This is a genomic window from Actinomycetes bacterium (assembly GCA_036000965.1).
Classification (GTDB): Bacteria; Actinomycetota; CALGFH01; order CALGFH01; family CALGFH01; genus DASYUT01.
In genome coordinates, this window is record DASYUT010000260.1 from 1 (window position 1) to 23,357 (window position 23,357).

24 protein-coding genes are annotated in these 23,357 nt (G+C 73.6%); 12 read left to right on the forward strand and 12 right to left on the reverse strand.

What is annotated here, in order from left to right; translation table 11 throughout:
• The coding region (locus VG276_22500) for a transposase (protein HEV8652085.1) at window positions 1-785 on the forward strand (785 nt) is incomplete at its 5' end.
• 233 nt (window positions 786-1,018) lie between these two features.
• On the opposite strand, the gene VG276_22505 is transcribed toward VG276_22500, so the two are convergent.
• On the reverse strand, window positions 1,019-1,174 hold the full coding sequence (locus tag VG276_22505; protein ID HEV8652086.1) for a hypothetical protein: 156 nt from the start codon (window positions 1,172-1,174) through the stop codon (window positions 1,019-1,021).
• A gap of 68 nt (window positions 1,175-1,242) precedes the next feature.
• Between VG276_22505 and VG276_22510 the strand changes: the two genes are divergently transcribed.
• Complete coding sequence (locus VG276_22510) at window positions 1,243-1,653, forward strand: hypothetical protein (protein HEV8652087.1); 411 nt, start codon at window positions 1,243-1,245, stop codon at window positions 1,651-1,653.
• Between the two features lie 230 nt (window positions 1,654-1,883).
• Here the strand turns inward: VG276_22510 and VG276_22515 are convergent, their stop codons facing one another.
• Window positions 1,884-2,519, reverse strand: a complete 636-nt coding sequence (locus VG276_22515) for a hypothetical protein (GenBank protein ID HEV8652088.1) — start codon at window positions 2,517-2,519, stop codon at window positions 1,884-1,886.
• Between the two features lie 955 nt (window positions 2,520-3,474).
• Between VG276_22515 and VG276_22520 the strand changes: the two genes are divergently transcribed.
• From VG276_22520 to VG276_22545, 6 genes are all read left to right on the forward strand, one after another.
• Window positions 3,475-3,885 (forward strand): hypothetical protein, encoded by a 411-nt coding sequence (locus tag VG276_22520; protein ID HEV8652089.1) that lies wholly within the window; start codon window positions 3,475-3,477, stop codon window positions 3,883-3,885.
• 340 nt (window positions 3,886-4,225) lie between these two features.
• Entirely contained in the window at window positions 4,226-4,834 is a 609-nt protein-coding gene (locus VG276_22525) for a hypothetical protein (protein ID HEV8652090.1), read from the forward strand.
• Window positions 4,835-5,219: 385 nt separating this feature from the next.
• Window positions 5,220-5,387 (forward strand): hypothetical protein, encoded by a 168-nt coding sequence (locus tag VG276_22530; protein ID HEV8652091.1) that lies wholly within the window; start codon window positions 5,220-5,222, stop codon window positions 5,385-5,387.
• Between the two features lie 110 nt (window positions 5,388-5,497).
• Window positions 5,498-5,992, forward strand: a complete 495-nt coding sequence (locus tag VG276_22535; GenBank protein ID HEV8652092.1) for a GNAT family N-acetyltransferase — start codon at window positions 5,498-5,500, stop codon at window positions 5,990-5,992.
• 263 nt (window positions 5,993-6,255) lie between these two features.
• Window positions 6,256-8,076 (forward strand): DNA polymerase Y family protein, encoded by a 1,821-nt coding sequence (locus tag VG276_22540; GenBank protein ID HEV8652093.1) that lies wholly within the window; start codon window positions 6,256-6,258, stop codon window positions 8,074-8,076.
• Between the two features lie 130 nt (window positions 8,077-8,206).
• The gene (locus VG276_22545; GenBank protein HEV8652094.1) at window positions 8,207-8,506 is read left to right on the forward strand and encodes a WXG100 family type VII secretion target; all 300 of its coding nucleotides are present in this window, start codon (window positions 8,207-8,209) and stop codon (window positions 8,504-8,506) included.
• 309 nt (window positions 8,507-8,815) lie between these two features.
• Here VG276_22545 and VG276_22550 read toward each other — a convergent pair whose 3' ends face one another.
• Window positions 8,816-9,427 (reverse strand): VOC family protein, encoded by a 612-nt coding sequence (locus tag VG276_22550; GenBank protein ID HEV8652095.1) that lies wholly within the window; start codon window positions 9,425-9,427, stop codon window positions 8,816-8,818.
• 38 nt (window positions 9,428-9,465) lie between these two features.
• Between VG276_22550 and VG276_22555 the strand changes: the two genes are divergently transcribed.
• Window positions 9,466-12,957: an error-prone DNA polymerase gene (locus tag VG276_22555; protein ID HEV8652096.1), complete on the forward strand. Its 3,492-nt coding sequence runs from the start codon at window positions 9,466-9,468 to the stop codon at window positions 12,955-12,957.
• Here the strand turns inward: VG276_22555 and VG276_22560 are convergent, their stop codons facing one another.
• Window positions 12,958-13,395 (reverse strand): PIN domain-containing protein, encoded by a 438-nt coding sequence (locus tag VG276_22560; protein ID HEV8652097.1) that lies wholly within the window; start codon window positions 13,393-13,395, stop codon window positions 12,958-12,960. It abuts the gene before it with no gap.
• A complete protein-coding gene (locus VG276_22565) occupies window positions 13,392-13,601 on the reverse strand; it encodes a hypothetical protein (protein HEV8652098.1) in 210 nt (69 codons plus the stop codon). Before VG276_22565 ends, VG276_22560 begins: the two co-directional genes overlap by 4 nt.
• Window positions 13,602-13,771: 170 nt before the next feature.
• Between VG276_22565 and VG276_22570 the strand changes: the two genes are divergently transcribed.
• Window positions 13,772-14,005: an Lrp/AsnC ligand binding domain-containing protein gene (locus VG276_22570; GenBank protein HEV8652099.1), complete on the forward strand. Its 234-nt coding sequence runs from the start codon at window positions 13,772-13,774 to the stop codon at window positions 14,003-14,005.
• 71 nt (window positions 14,006-14,076) lie between these two features.
• On the opposite strand, the gene VG276_22575 is transcribed toward VG276_22570, so the two are convergent.
• The 5 genes from VG276_22575 to VG276_22595 all read right to left on the reverse strand — a co-directional run bounded on the left by VG276_22575 (window position 14,077) and on the right by VG276_22595 (window position 18,885).
• Window positions 14,077-14,997: a TIGR01777 family oxidoreductase gene (locus VG276_22575; GenBank protein ID HEV8652100.1), complete on the reverse strand. Its 921-nt coding sequence runs from the start codon at window positions 14,995-14,997 to the stop codon at window positions 14,077-14,079.
• A 177-nt stretch (window positions 14,998-15,174) separates the two neighbouring features.
• Entirely contained in the window at window positions 15,175-16,680 is a 1,506-nt protein-coding gene (locus tag VG276_22580; protein HEV8652101.1) for an SPFH domain-containing protein, read from the reverse strand.
• A gap of 21 nt (window positions 16,681-16,701) precedes the next feature.
• On the reverse strand, window positions 16,702-16,896 hold the full coding sequence (locus tag VG276_22585) for a hypothetical protein (protein HEV8652102.1): 195 nt from the start codon (window positions 16,894-16,896) through the stop codon (window positions 16,702-16,704).
• 98 nt (window positions 16,897-16,994) lie between these two features.
• A complete protein-coding gene (locus VG276_22590) occupies window positions 16,995-17,933 on the reverse strand; it encodes a diguanylate cyclase (protein HEV8652103.1) in 939 nt (312 codons plus the stop codon).
• A 199-nt stretch (window positions 17,934-18,132) separates the two neighbouring features.
• Window positions 18,133-18,885, reverse strand: coding sequence for an ATP-binding protein (locus tag VG276_22595; GenBank protein HEV8652104.1), 753 nt, complete (start codon window positions 18,883-18,885; stop codon window positions 18,133-18,135).
• 308 nt (window positions 18,886-19,193) lie between these two features.
• Between VG276_22595 and VG276_22600 the strand changes: the two genes are divergently transcribed.
• Window positions 19,194-20,117, forward strand: a complete 924-nt coding sequence (locus VG276_22600) for a response regulator (GenBank protein ID HEV8652105.1) — start codon at window positions 19,194-19,196, stop codon at window positions 20,115-20,117.
• 139 nt (window positions 20,118-20,256) lie between these two features.
• On the forward strand, window positions 20,257-21,843 hold the full coding sequence (locus VG276_22605; protein ID HEV8652106.1) for a Na+/H+ antiporter: 1,587 nt from the start codon (window positions 20,257-20,259) through the stop codon (window positions 21,841-21,843).
• A gap of 25 nt (window positions 21,844-21,868) precedes the next feature.
• On the opposite strand, the gene mutM is transcribed toward VG276_22605, so the two are convergent.
• Window positions 21,869-22,660, reverse strand: coding sequence for a bifunctional DNA-formamidopyrimidine glycosylase/DNA-(apurinic or apyrimidinic site) lyase (gene mutM / locus VG276_22610; protein HEV8652107.1), 792 nt, complete (start codon window positions 22,658-22,660; stop codon window positions 21,869-21,871).
• Window positions 22,661-22,856: 196 nt separating this feature from the next.
• Window positions 22,857-23,297, reverse strand: coding sequence for an NUDIX hydrolase (locus VG276_22615; GenBank protein HEV8652108.1), 441 nt, complete (start codon window positions 23,295-23,297; stop codon window positions 22,857-22,859).
• Between the last annotated feature and the right edge of the window lie 60 nt (window positions 23,298-23,357).

Genomic DNA, 23,357 nt, shown 5'->3' on the forward strand with positions numbered 1-23,357 from the left:
GGCTGCTCGGCCGGGCGCTGGCCGCGCTGCCCCAAGGGTACGGGCTGGGCCGGCCGCGGGTGCGGGCCGACGCGGGCCTGTTCACCCGCCACCTCGCCCACGCCGCGGTCGCCGCCGGCGCGGACTTCGCGGTCGCCGCGCCGCGCAACCGGGCGGTCTGGCGGGCGGTCGGGACCGTCGCCCCCGACGCCTGGTCACCGGCCCGTGGCATGGCGGGCGCCGAGGTCGCCCGCCTCGCCTACGCCCCGGCCGGCTGGCCCGCGGGCACCTACGCGGTGGTCCGCCGGGTGCGGGTCGCCGCCGAGGCGGTCTCGGCCGACCCGCGCGCGCGGCGGCGGCGCACCTTCGCGCCGGGGCAGCTGCGCCTGGCGTTGGACGGGGCGCTGGACGAGCTCTACGCCTATTCGGTGATCGTGACCAACCTCGACGACGACCCGGTCACCCTCGAGGCGTGGTTCCGTGAGCGCGCCCAGGTCGAGGAGCGGATCAACCACAGCAAGCTCGGCATGGCCCTGCGCCACCTGCCGTCGGGCACCGCGGCGGTCAACCGGGTGTGGATGTGGGCGGCGCTGGCCGCGCTTGACTGCTCGGCGTGGCTGCAAGCCCTGGGCGGGACCGACACCCACGGCCGCGCGTACGGCAAGCGGCTGCGGCGCGAGCTCGTCGGCGTCCCCGGGCGGCTGGTCCGCCACGCCGGGCGGCTGGTCGTGCGCACCGCGCCCCGCTACGCCTACCTCGCCCAGGTCCGCCAGCGGCTGGACGCCCTGCCCAGCCCCGCCGGCTGACCGGCGCTCCTGCTGCGCCCGACCGGGCCATGCCAGCGCCGCCAGGCGCCCGTGCCGCATGCCCCCGTACCGGCAGCATCCCTCGACCAGTCGCGGCGACACGCCTCCCAGCCACTCGATCCGGTCACATCCCGCACTCCCACCGGCCCGCCATGACCCGCATGGCGCCAGCCATCCTGCCAAGCAGCCAGCAACCCCAGCGCGCTCAGCTACCAGCCACCCTATCCGCGGATCTAGGTCAGAACATCGCCCGCACCGACCACGACGTCAACCAGCTCCGCAGCCAAGCTGTCGAACTCGCCGCCGATCCGCTCAGCCCTGAACCCCGCCGCCAACGGGAACGCCACGAACTCAAGCGGCTCCGCGCCATCATCGACGAGCACGACCACAACCGCCCGCGTCGGCCACCACGACTGGGTGGCCAGCCTGCAGGTCAGTCCGGCCAGCGGGAGGACGGTTGACCAGCACCGATCCCGATCCCCAGCGGGCAGCCATCCAAGCAGCAGCCGACCGGCTGCTCGCCGGAACCCCGCTGCGGTCGACCGGCGAGCTGACCGTGGTGCAGCTCGCCGCGGAGGCAGGGATGAAGCGGTGGCTGCTGACTCACAAGCACCACGACCTCGCCGAGCAGTTCCAAGCCCGCGCCAAGGCCATCGGCGGCGACCCGCCGTCGGTGCGGAAGCTCAAGGCGCAGGTGCAGGAACTCCAGGAAGCGGTCGCTCGGCTCAAAGCCGAACAGGCCGAACGGCAAGCTCTCCTCGAGTGCTACGCCCACGTCATTAACGAGCTGTCGATCGACTACGAGCAGGTCAAGACCGAACGCGACAGCCTGCTCGGCAACGTCCGGCCGCTCGCTGGCCGGCTGTGACGGGTGCCGATCGATGGCCCCGCGGCCATCGCTGGCCTTGGGCGTTATACGGTTCTGCCAAAATCAGGATGGCCCTGCCTGGCAGAGATGGTTGGCCCCGGGTCTAACTGAGACTGGGTAGTGGCTGTCGGTCATGCTCAGCGACCCGCTATGGGGCCCAGGTGCCCTAGTCGTGGCCTCGGGGCGGAGGTGGCCAGTGGGTGACCCTAGAGTCCGTTGCGCAGGGCAGATCAGTTTGAGGTGGGCAAGGAGCTGTCGGAGGTCACCGTATTCGGGGTATGCGCGCGTCGAGCGGCTCTCGATACGGCGTCCACTCGCAGGCCGGCGGCGCGAGCCCAGGCGCGCAGGTGCTTGCCGATCCCGGCGGTTGTGTTCGCTGACCAGTCCGCTGCTATCGCGGTCTTTACCGCCTGACCCACTGCTTCCGGCCGTGCCTGCGGGTCCGCCTCGATCGCCGCCAGACCTTGAGGCACACCGGGGATGGCCAACAGCAGGCGCTTGAGCGCCGCGGGTGCCACCGCGCCGTCGATCACGAGGTCTGGGCTTCGCAGGTGGTATTCGCCATTGTGGTCTTCCACGAGGGCGTCGAGGACAAGGAGGGGACGTGCAGCTGCCTTCGCGCCGGTACCGCGAGGAGTGCTGGAGCCGCGCGCGATGTCCAGCAGCAGTTCGAGAGAGGGCCCGGGTGGGTCGTGGGGGAAGCCACCTTTGACGCGGCGCATGATCCGGCCGCCTAGCAGCTCGCCGACCCCGGCAGTCCCCTCCGGAGCGACTGACCACGTGGCGCCTTTCTGTACCGCGAGGCCGGCGTACTCGAACCACTGGAGGTAGACCCGGGCGTATCCGATCCAGGTTGAGTCCTTCACATCTACGGCTGGGAAGGCCGCTGGCAGCTCTCGCGCATAGGCGGGGATGTTGACTCCCCCCGCCCGGTCAGCGAGGGCCACGAAGGTGGTGTAGGCGCGGTGGCGCCGTAGTGATGCGGCCACACGCCGCCGGAGTTCCTGTTCCCTATAGCACAAACCATCAGCTAGAAGGTTAGATTCGGGCGGGCCTCGCCCCACTGGGACCCAACAGCAGCTGCACGCCAGGCGCAGTGCAACAGGTCAACTGACCCAGTCCAGACGCCTCGCCCAAGGCGGAGTCGCACCGTCCGGCTGGTATCGCGATGATGCGAGCGAAGATCCGCCCGTCCCGCAAGGATCCGCTGATGCCTGCTGGGTTCCAGGTGCGTCCCGTTGCCTTGCCCCACCGGGCGGCCAAGCGACCGACCTTGACGACAGGCGATCCGGCCGAGGCACTCCACGCTGCGCCGCAAGCAGCGCAGGCGGACAGCGACCGCACGCCACCCATGCGCTGGCAGGCGCGACCCCGTCGGGCGTCTGGTCTGATCGTGGCTGGCGTGCTGCTCGCCGGGGCGGTGACGGCCACCGCGTGCCGCGCCGACTCCCGGTCCGCGCAACGCCCACAACCTCCCAGTACGACCACCCCTCCGGTCTCGGTGACATTCGCGGCCGCGACCCCAAGCGGGCGACCGGCCGATACGGCGCAACTGGCCAGCACCACCCGAGTCCTACAGGCACGCTTGGATGCCGCCGGCATCCGCGGGGGCACCATCAGCGTGGCCAGCGGCACGGTCCGGGTCACGGTCCCCGCAGCGCACTGGCGTCAGCAGGTGGCGGTCCTGCTGGCAGCCCCCGGCCGGTTCGAGTTGCGCCCCGTCCTCGCCCGAGCGGCCGCGACCGACCCGCGCCGGGCATTTGCGGCCGTTGACTGCACCACCACCCCTCCCGTGGCGCCACCAGACAAGCAGACCGTGGTGTGCCTGCAACCCAGGGGGCAGACAGCGGCGCCGCCGATGCCGACACCAAGCTACTGGTCGGACCCGCAGCCATCACCAACAACCAGATCGCGGCCGTGGCCCCGCCGTCGCGTGACCCGACGGGCGACTGGGCGGTCACCATCCAACTCACCGAGCAGGGTGAGCGCACCCTCCAGCAACTGACTGCCACGGCAGCATGCCAACCCGCCGGCAGCGCTCGCCGCCAGATCGCGATGGTGCTGGACGGGATCGCGCTCAACAGCGTAGCTGTCGCGATGGAGATCCCATGCCGGCAGGGCCTCATCCAGGCGAGGTTGAGCGTCAGCCGCCTGACCGAGCAGCAGGCCAGGGCGCTGCACGCACTCGCTACCAGCGGCCCCCTCCCAGTACGCCTTCAACGCCAACCATAGCCACGAACGCACCGCACACCCACGACAGCGACGGTCCTGCTCATCCTGAAATGGGCCATTACACCTCGCCGGTGACAGCTATCGCTGACCCCGAACAGCCGGTACGCGCCCCTTCCGCCAGAAAGCCCTGAGAACCGCCAACTACGAATGAGAGGCACACGGCGTCGGTGTGGATTGCCCGGCCGGGGCCAACTCGGATTGTCAGGGGCCAACTATCGGCGTCAGTCTCACCGGCGCCCCCCACGGACATAACGTATGGTGCTTGCCAAGCATCGAACGCTTGTTCGATGATGTCCACATGGGAATGCCACAGAGCGCGTCAGATCGCCACGGAGAGCGCATGCGACTGGCCCGCCTCATCGAGCCCGCCACGCTCGCCGCCGACCAGCTCCTGCCGGTGCTGCCACCGCTGGCACAGCTTCTGCCGCATGGCAGCCTACGCCGCGGCGCCGTGGTCACCGTCAACGGCTCCCTGCGGCTCGCGTTCGCCCTCGCAGCCGGTGTCACCCAGGCCGACCTTTGGACCGCCGTCGCCGGCATCCCGGACCTGGGCGTGATCGCCGCCGCCGAGACCGGCGTCGTGCTCCAGCGTCTGGCCCTGATCCCCAACCCAGGGGCGCAATGGGCGCGGGTGATCGCCACGCTGCTGGACGCGATCGACCTGGTCATCACCCGACCCCCGACCATCTACAGCCAGACCGTGCAGCATCAGCTCGCCACCCGAGCCCGGGAGCGCCGCAGCGTCCTGGTCGTCCTCGGCACCTGGCCGAGCCCCGACCTGAACCTCCACGTCAACCACGAGCCATGGATTGGGCTGGAGGCCGGAGCTGGATACCTCCAGCAGCGCCGAGCACGAGTCATCACCACCGGCCGGGGCAGTGCCACCCGACCCCACGAAGCCCGGCTCTGGCTGCCCTTCCGAGATGGAACCGTTCAGTCCGCTACCTGACCGGTGAGCCCTCATGAACGCCTCTCGAGCAACACAACAAAACAGGCGAGAGAAGCACGGCCGGCTTGAGTCCCGCTGGGTCGAGGTGGTGGTCGGCGGCCGGGGCGCGGCCACCCGAGAGCGTCGGGCCCGGCTCTGGCTCCCCAGCTCCGCCGCGACCCCTACGTGGAGCTGGCCGCTCCGACCACCTCCCTGCCCGACGTGTCCAGCCGGTGACCAGCAGGGCGGCTCAGCAGCACGCGGTCGTCGCGGCACCGCCGGCGACGTTGAGACCGAACCGCGGGCGCCTTCGCCGGCGAAGGCGCCCTTGTCCGGGACGAACTGGATGCGGGACATGGGGTGCCTCCCTTCGGAGCAGACATTGATGATCTGTCAAGATCTAGCCATGTCCGAGCTTCCTGTCCTGAACGACCTCGACTGCTGCGCCCCGCACGCCGGGCTGCTCGTGCGCGAGCGCCGCGGCCGCGGGGTAGGGGTACGGGTCTACCACCGGGCCCGGCCCGAGGCCCTGCGGGCGCTCGCCGACCCCATCGTCGTTCCCGCGCCGGCATGAGCATGGCGGGCGCACCACAAGCCGGTCGTGCGCCGGCGGGTGGCGCCCCGGCGGGCGGGCCAGGACCCGCTGGCGCCCAGGCGGGTGGCGCCCCGCCGGGTGGGCCGGGGGTGCGGGTGCGCCCGCTCGTGCCGGCGGACTGGCCGGCGGTGGCCGCGATCTACGGCGCGGGCATCGCCACCGGCGAAGCCACGTTCGACGCGGCCGTTCCCTCCTGGGAGACCTGGGACGCCGGGCACCTCGCCCGCCCGCGGCTGGTCGCCGCCGACGACGCCGGGAAGGGGGTCGTCGGCTGGGCGGCGCTCTCTCCGGTGAGCGACCGCTGCGCGTACGCCGGGGTCGCCGAGGTGAGCATCTACGTCGACCCGGCCGCCGCCGGGCGCGGCGTGGGCTCGGCCCTGCTCGCCAGGCTCGTCGCCGCCGCCGAGGAGGCCGGGCTGTGGACCCTCCAGGCCGGCGTGTTCCCGGAGAACGCCGCCAGCCTGACCCTCCACCGCCGCCACGGCTTCCGGGTGGTCGGGACCAGGGAGCGGCTGGGCCAGCTCGCCGGGAAGTGGCGGGACGTCGTGCTGCTCGAGCGCCGCAGCGCGGTCGTGGGCCGGTAGCCCGTTCCGTCAGCGTGGGGTCGCCCCGGACGAGCGCGCCGGGCGGCCAGGCCGGCCGCGAACACCCGTCGGCGATCCCGACCCGGCGGTCGATCTCGTCGCGGATGGGGCGGACCTCCTCGACCGGCCTGCCGGCGTGCCTTCCGTGCCGAGCATGGCCGGAGACGCTGAGCCACCGGAGCGAGGGCTGGACGAACATATGTTCGCCTCTGTGTAATGAGCGCGCACGCCGACGCCCCTCGCCCTGCGAACGAGGTGAGCCACTGATGCCGGTCCGCACGCTGGTCGTCTGGTGCCCTGACTGGCCGGTGCAGGCCTCCGGAGTCGCCTACGAGGCGCCGGTGGCCGTCGTGCATGCGAACCGGCTGGTGGCCTGCTCGCCGGCTGCCCGCGCCGAGGGCATCTGGCCCGGCCTGCGCCGCCGGGAGGCCCAGGGCCGCTGCCCCGGACTCGTGTTCGCCCCCCACGACCCTGCCCGGGACGCACGGGCCTTCGAGCCGGTGGCGGTCGCCGTGGAGACGCTCGCCCCTCGCGTCGAGATCGTGCGCCCCGGCGAGTGCGCCTTCCCGGCCCGTGGCGCCGCCCGCTACCACGGCGGCGAGCATGCCCTGGCCGCCCTGGTCGCGACCACCGTGACCGAGGTGCTCGGGGCTGCTGCTCGCTGTCGGGTCGGGATCGCCGACGGGGTGTTCGCGGCCGGCCTGGCCGCCCGGCGCGGTGCGATCGTCCTGGCTGGCGGCGCACCCGCCTTCCTCGCTCCGTTCGGCGTGGACGTCCTGGACCGTCCGGGCCTGGCCGACCTGCTCCGCCGGCTCGGTCTCGACACCCTCGGCCAGCTCGCCGCCCTCTCCCGGGTCGACCTGGCCGCCCGCTTCGGGCCCGAGGGTGCCCGAGCCCACCGGCTGGCGAGCGGGCAGGACGAGCGCCCGCAGCGCGCCCGCCGCCCCCCACCGGACCTGCGGGTGGCCGCCGAGCTCGACCCGCCCGCCGACCGCGTGGACGTCGCCGCCTTCGCCGCCAAGGCGCTCGCCGACGAGCTGTCGGACCGGCTCCGGCAGCTCGGGCTCGCCTGCCTGCGGCTGCGCATCGAGGCCGAGACCGAGTACGGCGAGCGGCTGGTCCGGGTGTGGCGCCACCAGGACGGGTTCGCGAGCGCCGCGCGCCAGAGCGCGTCCAGCGTGGCCGCCGCGATGGCCGAGCGCGTGCGCTGGCAGCTCGACGGTTGGCTGGCCGGAGGCCCGGCCGTCCGCCCCACCGGCGGGATCAGCCGCCTGGTCCTTGTGCCCGACGAGGTCGTCGCCGATCGCGGCCGCCAGCTTGGGTTCTGGGGGGAGGAGGCCGAGCAGCGCGAGCGGGCTACCCGCGCCCTGGCCCGCATCCAGGGCCTGCTGGGGGCCGACTCGGTCCGCACGGCGACCCTGCGGGGGGGCCGAGGCCCGACCGACCGGGTCGCCTTCGACACCCCCCTGGGCGCCGACCCCGCCGCCCGACCCGCCACCGGCCCGGCCTCTCCGCCGGGTGGGCCCGGCCCGGCCAGTCCGCTGGGCGGGACCGGCCCCGCCGTGGGGAGCGGCCGGGCGGCCTGGGGGAGTGCGGCCGTCTCCCCGAACCGGCCCGCCTCGGCGGGCCGGGTGCCACCGGGGCGGGCTGCTTCGCGCGGCCAGACCTCGCGGGACCAGAGTCCGCCTGATCGGCCCGGGCCGACCGGCCGCCAGGGACCGACCGGGCGGCCCGGCGAGGAGGCTGGCGTGTCCGCGCCATGGCCGGGACGGGTGCCGGCGCCGGCACCTGCCACCGTCCATCCCGAGCCGCTCACCGCCGAGCTGCTCGACGCCAGTGGCGCGGTGGTGGCGGTCAGCGGCCGGGGCGTGATCAGCGCCCCGCCTGCCCGGCTCTGGGTCGGGGGTGGCTCGTCGTGGACTTCGATCACCGCCTGGGCCGGACCCTGGCCGGTCGACGAGCGCTGGTGGGACCCGGCCGCCCACCAGCGCCTGGCCCGCCTCCAGGTGGTGACCGCGGAAGGCGTGGCCTACCTGCTGAAGCTGACCGGCGGCGCCTGGTGGGTCGAAGCGACCTACGACTGAGGCTGGACACGGTCACTAGACCATGGATACCGGAAGTCGAGCCTGGATATGGCTGTGGACGTCTGGTTGCCATCGACCCGCCACGACGGATAGACATCACCCACGACCGAATCGACCTCAAGGAGGGTGCATGGCCGGGATCGGGATCCGGGTAACCCCGGAGCAGCTTCAGCAGGTGTCGGCACAGCTCAATGCCGGGGCCGCCGGGATCGACGGGACGCTTCGGCAGCTGGCCGGCAGCGTCGGACCGCTCGGGTCGGACTGGGCCGGCGTGGCGCAGGCCCGCTTCCTCGAGCTCTGGGCCGAGTGGCAGCGCAGCGCCGCCGGCCTGCACGACGCCCTCACCGGCATCGCGCGGCTGACCGCCCAGGCCGGCGCCAACTACGAGCAGACCGAGCAGGGGATCGCCGCCAGCTTCGGCCGCGGGTGACCTCGGGGCGAATCACCGCAAGCGGGACTGCCGCGGTCGCCGTGGCGGCGGTCCCGCCCCGACGTCGTACCTGCCGACTGGGTTACGACTTCGACTACAGCAGCGGGAGGCCAGGGCTCGGGCATCGAGCGGTCTTCAGGCGACCGGGGTGAGCTCCGCCGTCATGCGGACGGTTCCGGTGCCGTACCGTGCTTCGACCGTGTCACGCACCTGCTCGTCGAGGTCATGGGAAAGCGTAAACGCCGCCGTGTGCCTGGCCCGTACCACGCTGAAGTGCCGCCGGTCGATGGTGGCGACCTCGACGAGCGCTCAGTCGCCTTGCGGCCGCTGGACCACACAAAACTCGTTCCCGTCCGGATCGTGCATCACGGTCCACGTCGTGGTGCCCGACTGCGCCAGGTCGACCGACCACAACGTGGTCGCGCCGAGGCCGACCAGGCGATCGACCTCCACTGCCATGTCGGCGGCGGTAAGGTCGAGATGCAGGCGGCCAAGACCGCTCCTGGGCGTGGCAGCGTGCTGGAAGCTGAAGCGTGGGAAGCTCCAGTCGTCTGGTGCCAGCAGCACCTCCTCCTCGCTGTCACGCCGCTGGGTGTACCCGGTGACGGCCGACCAGAAGTCGGCGAGTCGCTTGGGATCGGCACTGCTGAACGTGATGTTGCGCACGACGAGTGACATCTGCGCGCCCTCCCGGCGTGGTGCGTGCGGCACCGGAGACCCATGCACGCTACACCAGTGCCACGTCCCTGCCGCGGATGCGCGTACCGGGTCGCCGGCGGCCTGCCGACCGGCGATACCGGTGCCAAGTGAATTACGGTTGGCAGTCTTTGGATCGGATGCGCTGCGAGCACCTTTTGTCGAGATTACACGGCCATTTTCCAGGGATGATGTCGACTCGGTGACGATTGCGGATTCGATCACGGTTGCAAATGACCGAACATGTGTTCGATCATTGAATTATGGGCTGGCAAAATCCTCCGGTCCCCTGGTCGGATCTCGAACGGCGGCTCTCGGACAGGCGACCCCGGAGCCATCCCTCCCCATGGGACGGTGGCGACGCGCCGGCCCCGCCGCCGGCGCGGCCGCGCCGGCGGGTGGCCGGGGTGGCGTACGCGGAGCTGCACTGCCACTCGAACTTCAGCTTCCTCGACGGCGCGTCCCACCCGGAGGAGCTGGCTGAGGAGGCGGCCCGGCTCGGGCTCGAGGCGCTCGCCCTCACCGACCACGACGGCATGTACGGGGTGGTCCGCTTCGCCGAGGCGGCCAGGGCGGTCGGCCTGCCCACCGTGTTCGGCGCCGAGCTCACCCTCGGCCTCGCCCCGGGCGCGGAGAAGCGAGGCCACCGCCACCATCCCGATCCGGCCGGGGAGCACCTGGTCGTGCTCGCCCGCGGCCCGGACGGCTACGCCCGGCTCTGCCGCGCGGTCTCGACGGCCCAGATGGCCGGGGCCAAGGGCGCCCCGCGCATCGACCTGGCTCAGCTCGCCGACCTGCACGGCGGCCACTGGCTGGTCCTCACCGGCTGCCGCAAGGGGGCGGTCCCCAGGGCCCTGGTCGAGCACGGGCCGGCGGCCGCCGCCTGGCAGCTCGACCACCTGCTCGGCGCCTTCGGCCGGGAGAACCTGGCCGTCGAGGTCTGGGACCACGGCGACCCGCTCGACTCGGCCCGCAACGACGCCTTGGTCCGGCTCGCCGACCTGGCGGGCGTGGAGGTGGTGGCCACCAACGACGTCCACTACGCCGTCCCGGGCCGGCGCCGGCTGGCCACCGCCCTGGCCGCCGTGCGCGCCCGGCGCTCTCTGGACGAGCTGGACGGCTGGCTGCCGGCCGCCGCCACCGCCCACCTCCGCTCCGGGCTCGAGCAGGCCACCCGCCTCAACCGCTACCCGGGCGTGGTCGAGCGGGCCGCCGAGCTGGGCCGCGCGCTCGCCTTCGACCTCGAGCTGGTCGCCCCGCGGCTGCCCGACTTCCCGGTCCCGGACGGGCACTCCGAGATGAGCTGGCTGCGGGAGCTGGCCGAGCTCGGGGCGGCCCGGCGCTACGGCCCCCGGGACGCCGAGCGGGTGCCTGGCGCCTGGCGCCAGATCGACTACGAGCTGGCCATGATCGAGCAGCTCGGCTTCCCGGGCTACTTCCTGGTCGTCTGGGACATCGTGCGGTTCTGTGAGCGGGAGGACATCTACTGCCAGGGACGCGGCTCGGCGGCCAACTCGGCCGTCTGCTACGCGCTCGGCATCACCAAGGCCGACGCCGTCTCGCTCGGCCTGCTGTTCGAGCGCTTCCTGTCGCCCGAGCGGGACGGCCCGCCCGACATCGACATCGACATCGAGGCGCGCCGCCGCGAGGAGGCCATCCAGTACGTCTACCACCGCTATGGCCGCGACCGGGCCGCCCAGGTCGCCAACGTGATCACCTACCGGCTGCGCTCTGCCGTGCGCGACATGGGCCGGGCGCTCGGCTACGCCCCCGGCCAGCTCGACGCCTGGTCCAGGCAGGTGGACGACGTCTGGGGGCCTGGGGCCGAAGGAGGCGGACCCGGAGACGGTGGCCCCGGACCGACCTGGGGGCCCAGGGGTCAAGGACCCGAAGGCGGTAGCCCCGGATCGACAAAGGGTCCGCTGAGGACCACCACCGACCACGACGTCCCGCCCGAGGTGATGGAGCTGGCCGCCGAGGTCCAGCACTTCCCCCGCCACCTCGGCATCCACTCGGGCGGGATGGTGATCTGCGACCGGCCGGTGGTCGAGGTCTGCCCGGTCGAGTGGGCGACCATGGCCGACCGCAGCGTCCTGCAGTGGGACAAGGACGACTGCGCCGCGGTCGGGCTGGTCAAGTTCGACCTGCTCGGGCTCGGCATGCTCAGCATGCTCCACGACGCGGTCGACCTCATCGCCGGCCACCACGGGGTCCGCGTGGACCTGGCCGGGCTCCCCCAGGACCCCGCCGTCTACGACATGCTCTGCCGGGCCGACTCGGTCGGGGTGTTCCAGGTCGAGAGCCGGGCCCAGATGGCCACGCTGCCCCGCCTGAAACCGCGGCGGTTCTACGACCTTGTGGTCGAGGTGGCCCTGATCCGTCCCGGCCCGATCCAGGGTGGCTCGGTCCACCCTTACATCCGTCGCCGCAACGGCACCGAGCCGGTCACCTACCTGCACCCGCTGCTGGAGCGGTCGCTGGCCAAGACGCTCGGGGTCCCGCTGTTCCAGGAGCAGCTCATGCAGATGGCGGTCGACGTGGCCGGCTTCACCGCCGCCGAGGCCGACCAGCTCCGCCAGGCGATGGGCGCCAAGCGCTCGACCGAGCGCATGGAGCGGCTCCGGGCCCGCCTCTACCACGGGATGGCCGAGCGCGGCATCGCCGGGGAGGTCGCCGACCGGATCTACGAGAAGCTGGCCGCCTTCGCGAACTTCGGCTTCCCCGAGAGCCACTCGGTGTCGTTCGCCTACCTGGTCTACGCGAGTGCCTGGGTTAAGCTCCACTACCCGGCCGCCTTCCTCGCAGGCCTGCTGAACGCCCAGCCCATGGGCTTCTACTCGCCGAACACGCTGGTCGCCGACGCCCGCCGCCACGGCGTGACCGTGCTCGGCCCGGACGTCAACGCCTCGGCAGCCACCGCCACCCTGGAAGCCACCGCCGGCGGCGGGCCCATGCCCAGCCCCCCGGAGAGTGGCGAGTCCGGGGGGCTCATGCCCAGCCCCCCGGAGGGCGGGGGGCCCGGGGGGCTCATGCCCAGCCCCCCGGAGGGCGGCGGGTCCGGGGGGCCGGCGGTGCGGCTCGGCATCAGCTACGTCCGCGCCGTCGGCGACGACCTGGCCGAGCGGATCGCCGGGGGCCGCCCCTACGCGTCCATGGAGGACCTGGTGCGCCGGACCGGGGTGAGCCAGGCCCAGGTCGAGGCGCTGGCCACCGCCGGGGCGTTCGGGTGCTTCGGGCTCGAGCGCCGGGAGGCGTTGTGGGCGGCTGGAGCAGTGGCCCAGGCCAGGACCGACCGGCTGCCCGGGGTGGTGGTCGGGGCGGACCCGCCCGAGCTGCCCGGCATGAGCCCGATCGAGCTGGGCGCGGCCGACCTGTGGGCGACCGGCCTGTCCGGGGACAGCCACCCGGTCGAGTTCGCGCGCGAGCGGCTCGACACCCTCGGGGTGGTGACCGCGGCCGGGCTGGCCGCCGTCCCGCCCGGCACCCGGGTGCTGGTCGGCGGGGTGGTGACCCACCGGCAGCGTCCGGCCACCGCCGGGGGCGTGACGTTTGTGAGCCTCGAGGACGAGACCGGCATCGTCAACGTCATCTGCTCCCAGGGGGTGTGGGCGCGCCACCGCCGGGTCGCCCGGGCCTCGCCCGCCCTGCTGGTCCGCGGCCGCCTCGAGCGTGCCGAGGGCGTCACCAACGTGCTCGCCGACCAGGTGCAGTCCCTGCACCTCGGCATCGCCACGAGATCGAGGGACTTCAGGTGACTACTCGACTGGCGGCAGCTCGTCCTCGGCGACCAGGAGCGGGAGGCCCTGCCCGTGCTCGACCATGACGACCCGGAAATGGCGGTAGTCCCACGTCCACGCCCACGCCCGCCGGCGTGCCGCCATGGCGATCGTGACCGCGTCAGGAAGGTCCAGCCCAAGGTCCGCGTAGCGCTCGAGGATCGTGATGGCGTGGGCGAGCTCCTCGCCGCTCGGTTGTTCGAGCGCGTGGACCCCGTCGAGGAGCGCGGCCCCGAACGCCGTGGCCGCCTTGGCGTGCCCCCGGGAGCGGAGCAGGAGATCCACCTCGGTGTAGACCGGCCAAGGGACGATGACGTGCGGCGCGGACGCTCGCAGCAGCTCGACCGCGAAGCGGTGCCGCCGCCCTTCGGCTCGGTTGAGCGCCGAGACCAGCGGTCCGGAGTCGACGATGATCAGCTTGCCAGGCGTGCCAGCACCTCTTCGACCCGGAGCGAGAGATCCTCGTCGTCGTCGATGAGCCCGGCATACGGGAGCTCGTCCCGTACCCCGTCGGCGAGCTCGGCCACGACCGCCGAGAACGAGATGCCACGCCGCTCGGCCTCACGCTCGAGCTTGGCCGCGACGTGGGGAGGAAGCGAGACGGTCCGGCGAGTACTGGCCATGATCGACAGTATGAACTCACGAGTATGAACATGACAACCGGCTAGGAGCGTTCCCGGCGGCGGGGAAACAGCTACGCTACGGCTCCAGGGAGCTTGAGCCCATGAGCGTCGCGGTGACACCCGGAGCCCGCCAGGGGCGGTCACGGGCCGGAGCAGAAGGGTGGTGCGAGGTGCTGACGGCGTACATCCTCATCCAGACCGAGGTCGGCAAGGCGGCCCAGGTCGCCAGGTCGGTCGCAAGCATCCAGGGCGTCCTGAGCGCCGAGGACGTCACGGGGCCCTACGACGTGGTCGCCCGCGTGGAGGCGCCCAACGTGGACGACCTCGGCAAGCTCGTGGTCGCCAAGGTGCAGGCGGTCGACGGCATCACCCGGACGCTGACCTGCTCGGTGGTGCACCTGTAGCCCGTGCGAGTGGCTCCGGGACGGCACCGCCCTGGGGCCGGCCGCTCGCCCGCGCGGACCGGGCGCGGCGGTCAGGCGGCCGCCGGGCGGTTCAGCAGGTGGCGCAGGGCCGGCTCCAGCTCTGGCCAGCGGAACGTGTACCCGCTGGCCAGGGTGGCCTCGGGCTGCACCCGGATGCTGTAGAACAGCAGCTCCTCGGCCATCTCTCCGAGCACGAGCCTGGGGCCGAGCCTGGGGACCGGGGCCAGGGCCGGACGCCCGAGCACCCGGGCCAGGGTGGCGGTGAACTCCGCGTTGGTCACCGGGTTGGGCGCGGTCGCGTTGACCGTACCCTCCAGACCGTCGGTGACGAGCGCGTGACGGTAGATGCCGAGCACGTCGTCCAGGGAGACCCAGCTCCACCACTGCCGCCCTGACCCGAACCTCCCGCCCAGCCCGAGCCTGAACAGCGGGAGCTGCTTGGGCAGCGACCCGCCCTCCCGGGTCTGGGTGATCCCGGTGCGGACGTGCACCACCCGCAGGCCGGCCGCGCGAGCCGGGTCGGCGGCGTCCTCCCACGCCTGGCAGACCTCGGCCAGGAAGCCGCCGCCCGGCCGGCTCCGCTCAGTCAGCACCTCGTCGTCCCGGTCGCCGTAGTAGTGGATCCCGGAGGCGGAGACGAGCACGCGGGGGCCGTCGTCCAGGCCGGCCATGGTCCTGGCGAGCAGGCCGGTGCCCCGGACGCGGCTCTCGCGGATCTCGCGCTTGGCCGCCTCGGTCCAGCGGCCGGACGCGATGCCCTTGCCGGCCAGGTGCACCACGGCGTCGGCGGCGACCAGCGCCCCGGCGTCGATGGTGCCGCCGGCAGGGTCCCACCTGGCCTCCCGCACCGGCCCGGAGGGGCTCCGCGGCTCCGATCGGGTGAGCCGGGTGACGGCATGGCCCTCGGCGACGAGGAGCCGGACCAGGGCGGACCCGATCATCCCGGTCGATCCGGTGACTGCCACGTGCATGCGCGGACCTCGATTCGTGCGGGCCGACGGAAGGGGCGGCGACCGCGTGGCGGCCGCCGCCCCCCCATCTTCCCCTACCCCAGCCGCAGCCTCCCCTACCCGGCCGGGGCGCCACCGGCTTCCCCTACCTGGGCCGGGGCGCCACCGCTTCCCCTACCCCGGCCGGGGCGCCACCGGTCAGCCGCGGTGCGCGCCCTCCCCGGTGGACCGGCCGGCCTGCGGCTCGATGGCCGCGGCGGGCTGGCCGTCGTCGGGCTTGGCCGCCCTGCCGTTCTGGCTCGCGTTGCCCTGGCCCGCGAGCAGGTTCCGGGCCAGCTGCAGCCCGGCCGCGCCCTGGCTGAGCGCGGCCGCGAGCGCCTCGGACAGCCCCTGGGCGCCGTTCAGCACGATCATCTGGTCCACCGCGGCGAACGGCTTGGCCGCTGCCTCGACGATGGCCGGCCACTGCTCGGCGAGCTGCTGGCCGATGACCGCGTCCTGGTTCTCGGCCAGGGCGTCGGCCCGGGCCTTGATCGCCTCGGCCTCGGCCACACCGTGGGCGCGGACCGCCTCGCCCTCGGCCATGCCCTTGGCCTGGGTGGCGGCTGCCTCGGCCTCGCCGATGAGCCGGGTCGACTCCGAGCGGGCGGCCGCCTCAGCCCGCACCCGCTGGGCGCCCGCCTCCGCCTCGAGCTTGACCCGCTGCGCGTTGGCATGGGCGTCCAGCTCGACCTCCTGGCGGCGGGCCTCGGCGCCCGCCACGCGGGCGTCCCGCTCGGCCTTGGCCAGGGTCACCTGCTGGTAGGCCTTGGCGTCGGCCGGCTTGCGCACCGACGCCTGCAGGCGCTGCTCCTCGCGGTTGGCCTCCAGCTCGGCGACCTTGGTCTCCTGCACGACCACGTGCTGCCTGGCCGTGGCCTCCGACAGCGGCCCGGCCTGCCTGGCCTCGGCTGAGGCCCGGTCGACCTCGGCCTGATAGCCGGCCTGCTTGATCTGGCTGTCGCGCCGGGCGGCCGCCTTGAGCGCGTCCGCGGCCTGCTCGGCCTGGGTCGCCTCGCGGTCGGCGGCGGCCTGGGCGATGCGGGCCTCGCGGGAGACCGCGGCGGCGTGGGGCAGGGCCAGGTTCTTGATGTAGCCCGTGGGATCCACGATCTCCTGAATCTGCAGGGAGTCCACGATCAGTCCGAGCTTCTCCATCTCCGTGCCCGAAGAGGCGCGGGTGAGGGAGGTCAGCTTCTCGCGGTCGCGGATCATCTCCTCGACGGTCATGTTGCCGACGATGGCGCGCAGGTGGCCGGCGAACACGTTGTGCACGCGGGCGTCCATCTGATTCTGCTGGTCCAGAAAGCGGCGGGCGGAGTTGGCGATGGAGGCGTAGTCGTCGCCCACCTTGAAGATGACGACGCCCTGGACCCCGACGGGGATGCCCTGGTGGGTCACGCATTCGATCGCGAGCTCTGCCTCGCGCAGGTCCAGGGAGAGGCGGCGCACCTGCTGGACGCCGGGGATCACGAAGGTGCCCTTGCCGGTCACGATCTTGAAGCCCAGGCTCTCCCCGACGCCTTCGGGCTCGGCGTGCTCGCGCAGGCCGGAGATGACAAGCGCCTCGTTCGGCTCGGCCACCCGCCACATGGCCTTGAACAAGACGAAGAGGACGACGAGGGCGAGCAGCGCCCCACCGGCCAGATACCAGACGGAGTCCATGAGGATGCCTCCAACGCAGCCCTACAGCGGGCTGACCACGACGGTGCGCGGCGGGAAGTACTCGACGACGACGACCCGGGTCCCGGTCCGGATGGTGTCCTCAGAGTCGGCCGCGTAGGCGTGGAACGCCTCGGTGCCGCCCCGGATCGAGACCATGACCTCGCCAACCAGCCCCGGTGCGACCGTGCCCGTGACCCGTCCCACTTTCCCGATCATCCCGTGGTCGGCCACCCGGATCCTTGTGTCCTCGCTCGCCTTGGGCTGCTTCTGCCGCAGCTACTGTTGGACCACTTCCAGGGCCGGATGTCCAGTCGCTACGGGGGATCTGAACGAATTCGATACGCCCATGGGCTGAGCCCCGGGCCCTGCCCGTGCGAGCGCCTCGCCCGCCCTGTGCGCAGCGCCTCGGCGGCCTGCTCGATCAGCTCCTCGACCGGCGTGGGCCGGCCCGGGGTGCAGTGGGCCACGCCGAGGCTGAGCGACAGCTCGTAGCGCCGGCCGGGGGTGCTGACCGTGGCCAGCGTCTGCCCAAGCCGGCGGACGGCTGGCCCGTCCCCGCTGCCGTCGTGGAGCAGGAGCACACCGAACTTGTCCCCGCCGAGCCTGGCGATCACGTCGGAGGCGCGGAACGTGCCGCGCAGCAGCTTGGCCACGGCCTGCAGGGCCCGGTCGCCCTCGGGCCGGCCGAACGCCTCGTTGATCTCGCCCAGACCGTCGACGTCGAGGTACAGGACGGTCACGGTGAGGCCGGTGCGCTGGGCCAGGCTGGCCAGTCCCTCGCTCATGGCCACGAACCCGCGCCGGTTCGCGATCCGGGTCGTGTCGTCGACCAGTGCGAGCCGGCGCAGGTCGCCGAGGAGCTGCTGCCGCTCGATCGCATAGCGGATCGCCCGGTCCACCAGCTCCGGGTCGAGGGAGCCAGTCGACAGGTGGTCGGCTGCGCCCTCGATCACCGCCTGCAGCCCGGCGGCCTCCTCGCCCGGCGGGTGCAGCACGATCACGGGCAGGTCGGGGACGTGCTCCTGGATGGCCCGGAACGCGGCCAGCCGGCCGCCGTCCGCGTCCACCAGCCAGAGGTCGACCATGGCGACGTCGAGTTCGGCGGCGGCCAGGATCCCGAGCGCCTCGTCGAGCCGTCCGGCCGAGACGGCGTCCACAGGGCGACCCGGGACGCCGGCCAGGGCGGCCCGGACCCGGTCGGCGACCCCGGTGTCGGGTGTGACGAGCAGGAGGCGGGTGGCTGGGGTGTCCATGAGCGACTCCTCGACGGGTGCGGCGACCGAGCGGCCCGGCGCCCAAAATCTCGGATCCCGGGTCCCTGGATCCTTCCCGGGTCGCGAGCCTGGGCCCCGGTCCTGGCCTGGGCCCCCGTCCTGGGCCTGGCCCCGGGCCCGGGCCCCGGTCTTGGGCGTGGGCCCTGGTCTTGGGCCTGAACCCTGGCCTGGCCCAGGGTCATCCTTGCTGTCCCTGGCAGGGGGGGAGAGTGAAGAAGCAGGTCGTGCCCGAGCCAGGTGTGGACTCGAGCCAGATGCCGCCGCCGTGCGCCTCGACGATCCGGGCGCAGACGGCCAGCCCGATCCCCGCACCCGGGTACCGGTCGCGGCCGTGCAAGCGCTGGAACAGGCCGAACGCCCGCGCGGCGAGTCCCGGCTCCAGGCCGATGCCGTTGTCGGTCACGGCAAAGCACCACCACCCGTGCGAGCGCTCGGCCGAGACACGCACCAGCGGCGGGCGCTCGGAGCGGAACTTCACGGCGTTGCCGACGAGGTTCTGGAACAGCCGCACAAGCTGGCCAGCGTCCCCGCGCACGACCGGCAGGGGGCCGCGGTCGACGGTGGCGCCGCTCTCGGCGATGGCCGTGCGCAGGTTGGCGATGGCCCGGTCGACGGCCTCCTCGGCGTGGACGGCCGCGTACGTCCCGGGGTCCGCGCCCGCCCGGGCCCAGCTGAGCAGGCCGTCCACGAGCGCCTGCATGCGGGCCACACCGTCGGTGACCAAGCCGATCAGCTCGTCGGCGTCCTCGTCCAGCCGCCCCCGGTACCTGCGGCCGAGCTGCCCGGCGGAGCCGGCCACCGCGCGCAGCGGCTCGTGCAGCTCGTGGGCGGCGACGGCGGCGAACCACCGCAGCTCCCGGTTGCTGCGTTCGAGCTCGGCCGCGTATGCCGCCAGCTCCCGCCCGGTCTCCGCCCGCTCCGCTCCGTGCATGCTCCCACCCTCGCTGGTTCTCCGGTCTGTTATCGGCACGGCGCAGGCTGCCTGTACCTGACCGCTGGCCTGGGGCGCGCGAGGCCCCCCTTGCCTGAAGCGTCCGCTGGCTGAGGCGCGCAAGGCCCAGCCCGCCCGGCGCGCAAGGCCCAGCCCGCCCGGTGCGCAAGGCCCCGCCCGCCCGGTGCGCGAGGCCCCGCCCGGTGCGCGAGGCCCATCCGCCTGAAGCGTACGAGGCCGGGCTCAACGATCCTAGGCGATCTGCCGAACCTAGCGGAGACCCACCCGTCCGCCCGACTGGAGGCTCCATGTCCTGGGTCCTGCCCGGAGCGCGCCCGGAGACGGCCACCGGTACCGTGGCCGGCGACGCCGCCTGGACCCCGGCGCGCTGGGGCGAGCCGTTCCGGGTGCTGGTGGTCGAGGACAGCCCGTCCGACGCCCGCCTGGTCCAGGAGATGCTGGAGACCGCCTGGCCGGTCGAGCTGGATGCCCCGCTCGAGATCGTGCACGTCGAGCGGCTCGCCGACGCCTACCCGTACCTGTCCGCCGGGGTCGCCTGCGTCCTGCTCGACCTGTGGCTGCCGGACGCGGCCGGGCTCGAGTCGATGCTCCAGGTCCGGGTGGCCGCCCCGGCGGTGCCGGTGATCGTGCTCTCCGGCCTGGACGACGAGGGGCTGGCTGTGGAGGCCGTGCACCGGGGCGCCCAAGACTACCTGATGAAGGGGCAGGTCGACGGCGCCCTGGTCAGCCGGTCGATCCGCTATGCGGTGGAGCGCAAGCGGATCGAGGCCGAGCTGGAGGCGCGCGAGGAGCTGAGCCGGGCCGTGCTCGACTCCCTGCCCGCCGCCGTGGCCGTGCTCGACGGCCAGGGCACGATCGTGAGCGTCAACCAGGCCTGGGCCATGCGAGCCGCCCAGCACGGCGGCGACGTGCTCTGGTCGGGGGTGGGCATGAGCTACCCGGAGGCGTGCGCGCGGGCGATGGGCCCGGCCGGGACCGACGCGGTCCGGGCCATGGCCGGCATCCGGGCCGTGCTCGACGGCGCCGAGCGGGCCTTGTCCATGGAGTACGCCGTTGCCACGCCCGGCGGGGAGGCCCGCCGCGCCGCGCTGCACGTCTGGCCGCTCGCCCTCGGCCAGGGCGGCGCGGTCGTCAGCCACGTCGAGCTCGGCGGCCCGGACCCGCCCGAGGCCGGCGGGCCGGGAGCGCCGGGCTGGCTCCGCCCCCGCTGATGGGCAACCTGCCCGCCCACTCCGCGAAGTGATCGGCCGTGGAAGGGCCGTAGCAGGCCAGGGTAGCGGCGGACCAGCTCGGCCCGGGCCTGGTCCGGCTCGCCTCGACAAGCGGCAGCGGGAGGGGCAAGGTCTCGGCATGGAACCGGTCGAGCTGCTGCTGGGGCTCCTGGCCGCCATCGCGGTGGTGGTCGCGCTGGCCCCGTGGACGCGCGTGCCCCACCCGATCCTGCTCGTGGTCATCGGGATCGGGATCGGGCTCGTGCCGGGTCTCCCGCGGGTCGAGCTCGACCCCGACCTGACCCTGCTGGTGTTCCTGCCGCCGCTGCTGTACTGGGCCGCGCTGCACATCCCGGTGCGCGAGGTGCGGGCCAACCTGCGCCCGATCTCGCTCCTGGCCGTCGGGCTCGTGCTGGTCACCATGGGCAGCGTGGCCGTGCTCGCCCATGCCGCGTTCAGGCTGCCGTGGGCGGTCGCGTTCACCCTCGGGGCCATCGTGGCCCCGCCCGACCCGGTCGCCGCCGTGGCCATCGCCGAGCGGCTCGGCCTGCCGCAGCGGATCGTCACCATCCTGGAGGGCGAAGGGCTGCTCAACGACGCCACCGCCCTGGTCGCCTACAAGCTGGCGGTCGCGGCCGCCGTCTCCGGCACGTTCTCGCTGGCCGAGGCGGGGGGCCGGCTCCTGCTGGCCGGGGTCGGCGGGACGCTCCTGGGGGTCGCGGCGGGCTGGGGCGGCCACCACGTCCTGCGCCGGGTCCGGGAGCCTCCGGTCGAGAACATGGTGAACCTGCTCATCCCGTTCGCCGCCTACCTGGCCGCCGAGCGCATCGGGGCGTCGGGCGTGCTCTCGGTGCTCGCCTGCGGCCTGTGGATGTCCCAGCACAGCCGGGACGCCATCACCTCGGCCGGCCGGGTCCAGCGCCAGCAGGTCTGGGACATGCTCGTGTTCATCCTCGAGGGGCTGTCGTTCATCCTGATCGGGCTCCAGCTCCGGGAGGTGGTGGCCGGCCTTGGTGGCCGCTCGGTCACCGGCCTGCTCGCCGACGCGCTGCTGCTGAACCTGGTGGTCGTGGCGGTCCGGCCGTTCTGGGTGTTCCCGGCCGCCTGGCTGCCCCGCCGGCTCTCGACCCGGCTGCGCGAGCGCGACCCCTGGCCGGGCTGGCGGGCGACCGCGGTGCTGGCCTGGGCCGGGATGCGCGGGGTGGTGTCGCTCGCGCTCGCGCTGGCCATTCCCAGGCAGGTGGCAGGCGGCGCGCCCTTCCCAGAGCGCGAGCTGGTCGTGTTCCTCGCCTTCTCGGTCATCGTGGTGACCCTGGTCGGCCAAGGCCTGACCCTGCCCGCGCTGATCGCCCGGCTCGGGGTGGCCGAGCCCAGCGAGCGCCGGGCCCGCGAGGAGACCGACGCGATGGCCCGCGTGGCCGAGGCGGCCCTGGTGCGGCTCGACCAGCTCGAGGCCGAGACCAGCGACGTCCCGCCCGAGCTGGTCGACCGGCTGCGCCACCGGTACCGGACCAGGGCCGAGGTCCTGGCCAGGCACTCCGACGACGACCGGGCCGACGGGGTGGCCGCCTACCGGCGCCTGGCCCGCGAGCTGCTCCGGGCCCAGCACGAGGAGCTGCGCCGCCTGCAGCGGGAGGAGGGCGTGAGCCCGTCCGTGGTCGGGAAGGTCCGCCACGACCTGGACGCCGAGGAGAGCCGCCTGGACCGTCTCGACGGCTCGAGCTGACCTCCCGGCGGTCGCCCGGACCCGGTCAGCGGCGCTGGCAGGCGGGGCAGAAGGTCGTGCCGCGACCGCCGAGGACCATCTTGGCCAGGGCGGTGCCGCAGCGAGGGCAGGGCCGGCCGGCCTGGCCGTAGGCGGTCAGGAAGTCGGCATTGCGGCCGCTCTCGCCGTTCGGCATCCGGTAGTCGCGTAAGGTGGTGCCCTCCCGGACGAGGGCCGCGGCGAGCACCTCGCGAATCGCGGCGTGCAAGGCGTGGGCGCGCTGCCGCCCGACCCGGCGGGAGGCCGGATGGATCCGGGCGAGCCAGAGCGCCTCGTCGGCGTAGATGTTGCCGACCCCGGCCACGGGGCGCTGGGAGAGCAGGTGGGGCTTGACGGGCGAGCGGGTCGCGGCCAGCTCGCGGGCGAACCGGTCCGGGTCGAAGTCGTCCGAGAACGGCTCCGGGCCGAGGCGGGCCAGCGTCGGCAGCGGCCCGTAGCCGCCCGCCTCGACCACGGCGACGCAGCCGAACCGGCGCACGTCGCGGAAGACCAGCTCACGGCCGTCGTCCAGGGAGAGCCGAGCCCGCGCGTACCCGTCGGGCACGCCGAAGTGCAGCGACCCGGTCATGCCGAGGTGCAGGACCAGCTCGAGCCCGGCGTCCAGGGGGCAGAGGATGAACTTGCCCCGCCGGCCGACCGCCTCGACCCGGCGGTCGGTGAGCCGCTCCACGGCGTGGAAGCGGCGCTGAGCGTCGGCCCAGACCCGCAGCACCCGCCGGCCGCGCAGCTCCGGCTCGAGCTGCCGACGGACCGCCTCGACCTCGGGAAGCTCCGGCATGGGCTCAGCTCGACATCCTCTTCCCGCCTCAACTGAAGGCCGGGACACGCTCGACCGAATCCGCTCGACCGAGTCATGGTAGCGGCGGACCGTGACGGGCGTTTCCTACGGGGACGGCCGAAGGACGTGGCTTCTTGGCCGTTTGCGCTGCGGAGACGCAAAAATGGCAGCACACTGTCTGGCAGTCCCCGTGATATCACCCCGGACGGTACGGCTCGGGCGGGGGAGCGCCGTCCGGCCAGCAGCCGAGCCCGGCCAGGAACTCGCCCAGGCCGGGGCTCAGGTCGAGCCTGGGCAGCTCGGCCTGGTCGACCAGGCGTGCCGCGACGGCGTCGTCCCCGGCCACCGGCTCGGCACCGTCCAGCTCGGCCCACAGGTCCACGATCACGTAGTGGTAGCCCTCCCCGATGCGCTCGACCACGCCGGCCACCTCGCCGATCCGCGCGGTGAGCCCGGTCTCCTCGCGCAGCTCCCTGGCGGCCGCCACGGCCAGGGTCTCGCCCGCCTCGACCCGCCCCCCCGGCAGGGACCAGGCGCCCTGGGCGGGCGGGTTGCCCCTGCGTACCAGTAGCAGGCGCCCGCCCGGGTCCCGGGCGACAAGCCCGACCGCGACAGCCGGTGGCCTCGGCGTCTGCATGCGCTCGCTCACTCCTCACCAATGGGTCCCGCTTGGCCGCCATTGTGCGCCCGCGCCGCG

Excerpts from the sequence above, each read along its gene's own strand:
- VG276_22525 (HEV8652090.1), top strand. The coding sequence starts at position 4,226 with ATGCGACTGGCCCGCCTCATCGAGCCCGCCACGCTCGCCGCCGACCAG.
- VG276_22530 (HEV8652091.1), top strand. The coding sequence starts at position 5,220 with ATGTCCGAGCTTCCTGTCCTGAACGACCTCGACTGCTGCGCCCCGCAC.
- VG276_22545 (HEV8652094.1), top strand. The coding sequence starts at position 8,207 with ATGGCCGGGATCGGGATCCGGGTAACCCCGGAGCAGCTTCAGCAGGTG.
- VG276_22555 (HEV8652096.1), top strand. The coding sequence starts at position 9,466 with ATGGGCTGGCAAAATCCTCCGGTCCCCTGGTCGGATCTCGAACGGCGG.
- VG276_22565 (HEV8652098.1), bottom strand. The coding sequence starts at position 13,601 with ATGGCCAGTACTCGCCGGACCGTCTCGCTTCCTCCCCACGTCGCGGCC.
- VG276_22575 (HEV8652100.1), bottom strand. The coding sequence starts at position 14,997 with ATGCACGTGGCAGTCACCGGATCGACCGGGATGATCGGGTCCGCCCTG.
- VG276_22580 (HEV8652101.1), bottom strand. The coding sequence starts at position 16,680 with ATGGACTCCGTCTGGTATCTGGCCGGTGGGGCGCTGCTCGCCCTCGTC.
- VG276_22585 (HEV8652102.1), bottom strand. The coding sequence starts at position 16,896 with ATGATCGGGAAAGTGGGACGGGTCACGGGCACGGTCGCACCGGGGCTG.
- VG276_22590 (HEV8652103.1), bottom strand. The coding sequence starts at position 17,933 with ATGGACACCCCAGCCACCCGCCTCCTGCTCGTCACACCCGACACCGGG.
- VG276_22595 (HEV8652104.1), bottom strand. The coding sequence starts at position 18,885 with ATGCACGGAGCGGAGCGGGCGGAGACCGGGCGGGAGCTGGCGGCATAC.
- VG276_22600 (HEV8652105.1), top strand. The coding sequence starts at position 19,194 with ATGTCCTGGGTCCTGCCCGGAGCGCGCCCGGAGACGGCCACCGGTACC.
- VG276_22605 (HEV8652106.1), top strand. The coding sequence starts at position 20,257 with ATGGAACCGGTCGAGCTGCTGCTGGGGCTCCTGGCCGCCATCGCGGTG.
- mutM (HEV8652107.1), bottom strand. The coding sequence starts at position 22,660 with ATGCCGGAGCTTCCCGAGGTCGAGGCGGTCCGTCGGCAGCTCGAGCCG.
- VG276_22615 (HEV8652108.1), bottom strand. The coding sequence starts at position 23,297 with ATGCAGACGCCGAGGCCACCGGCTGTCGCGGTCGGGCTTGTCGCCCGG.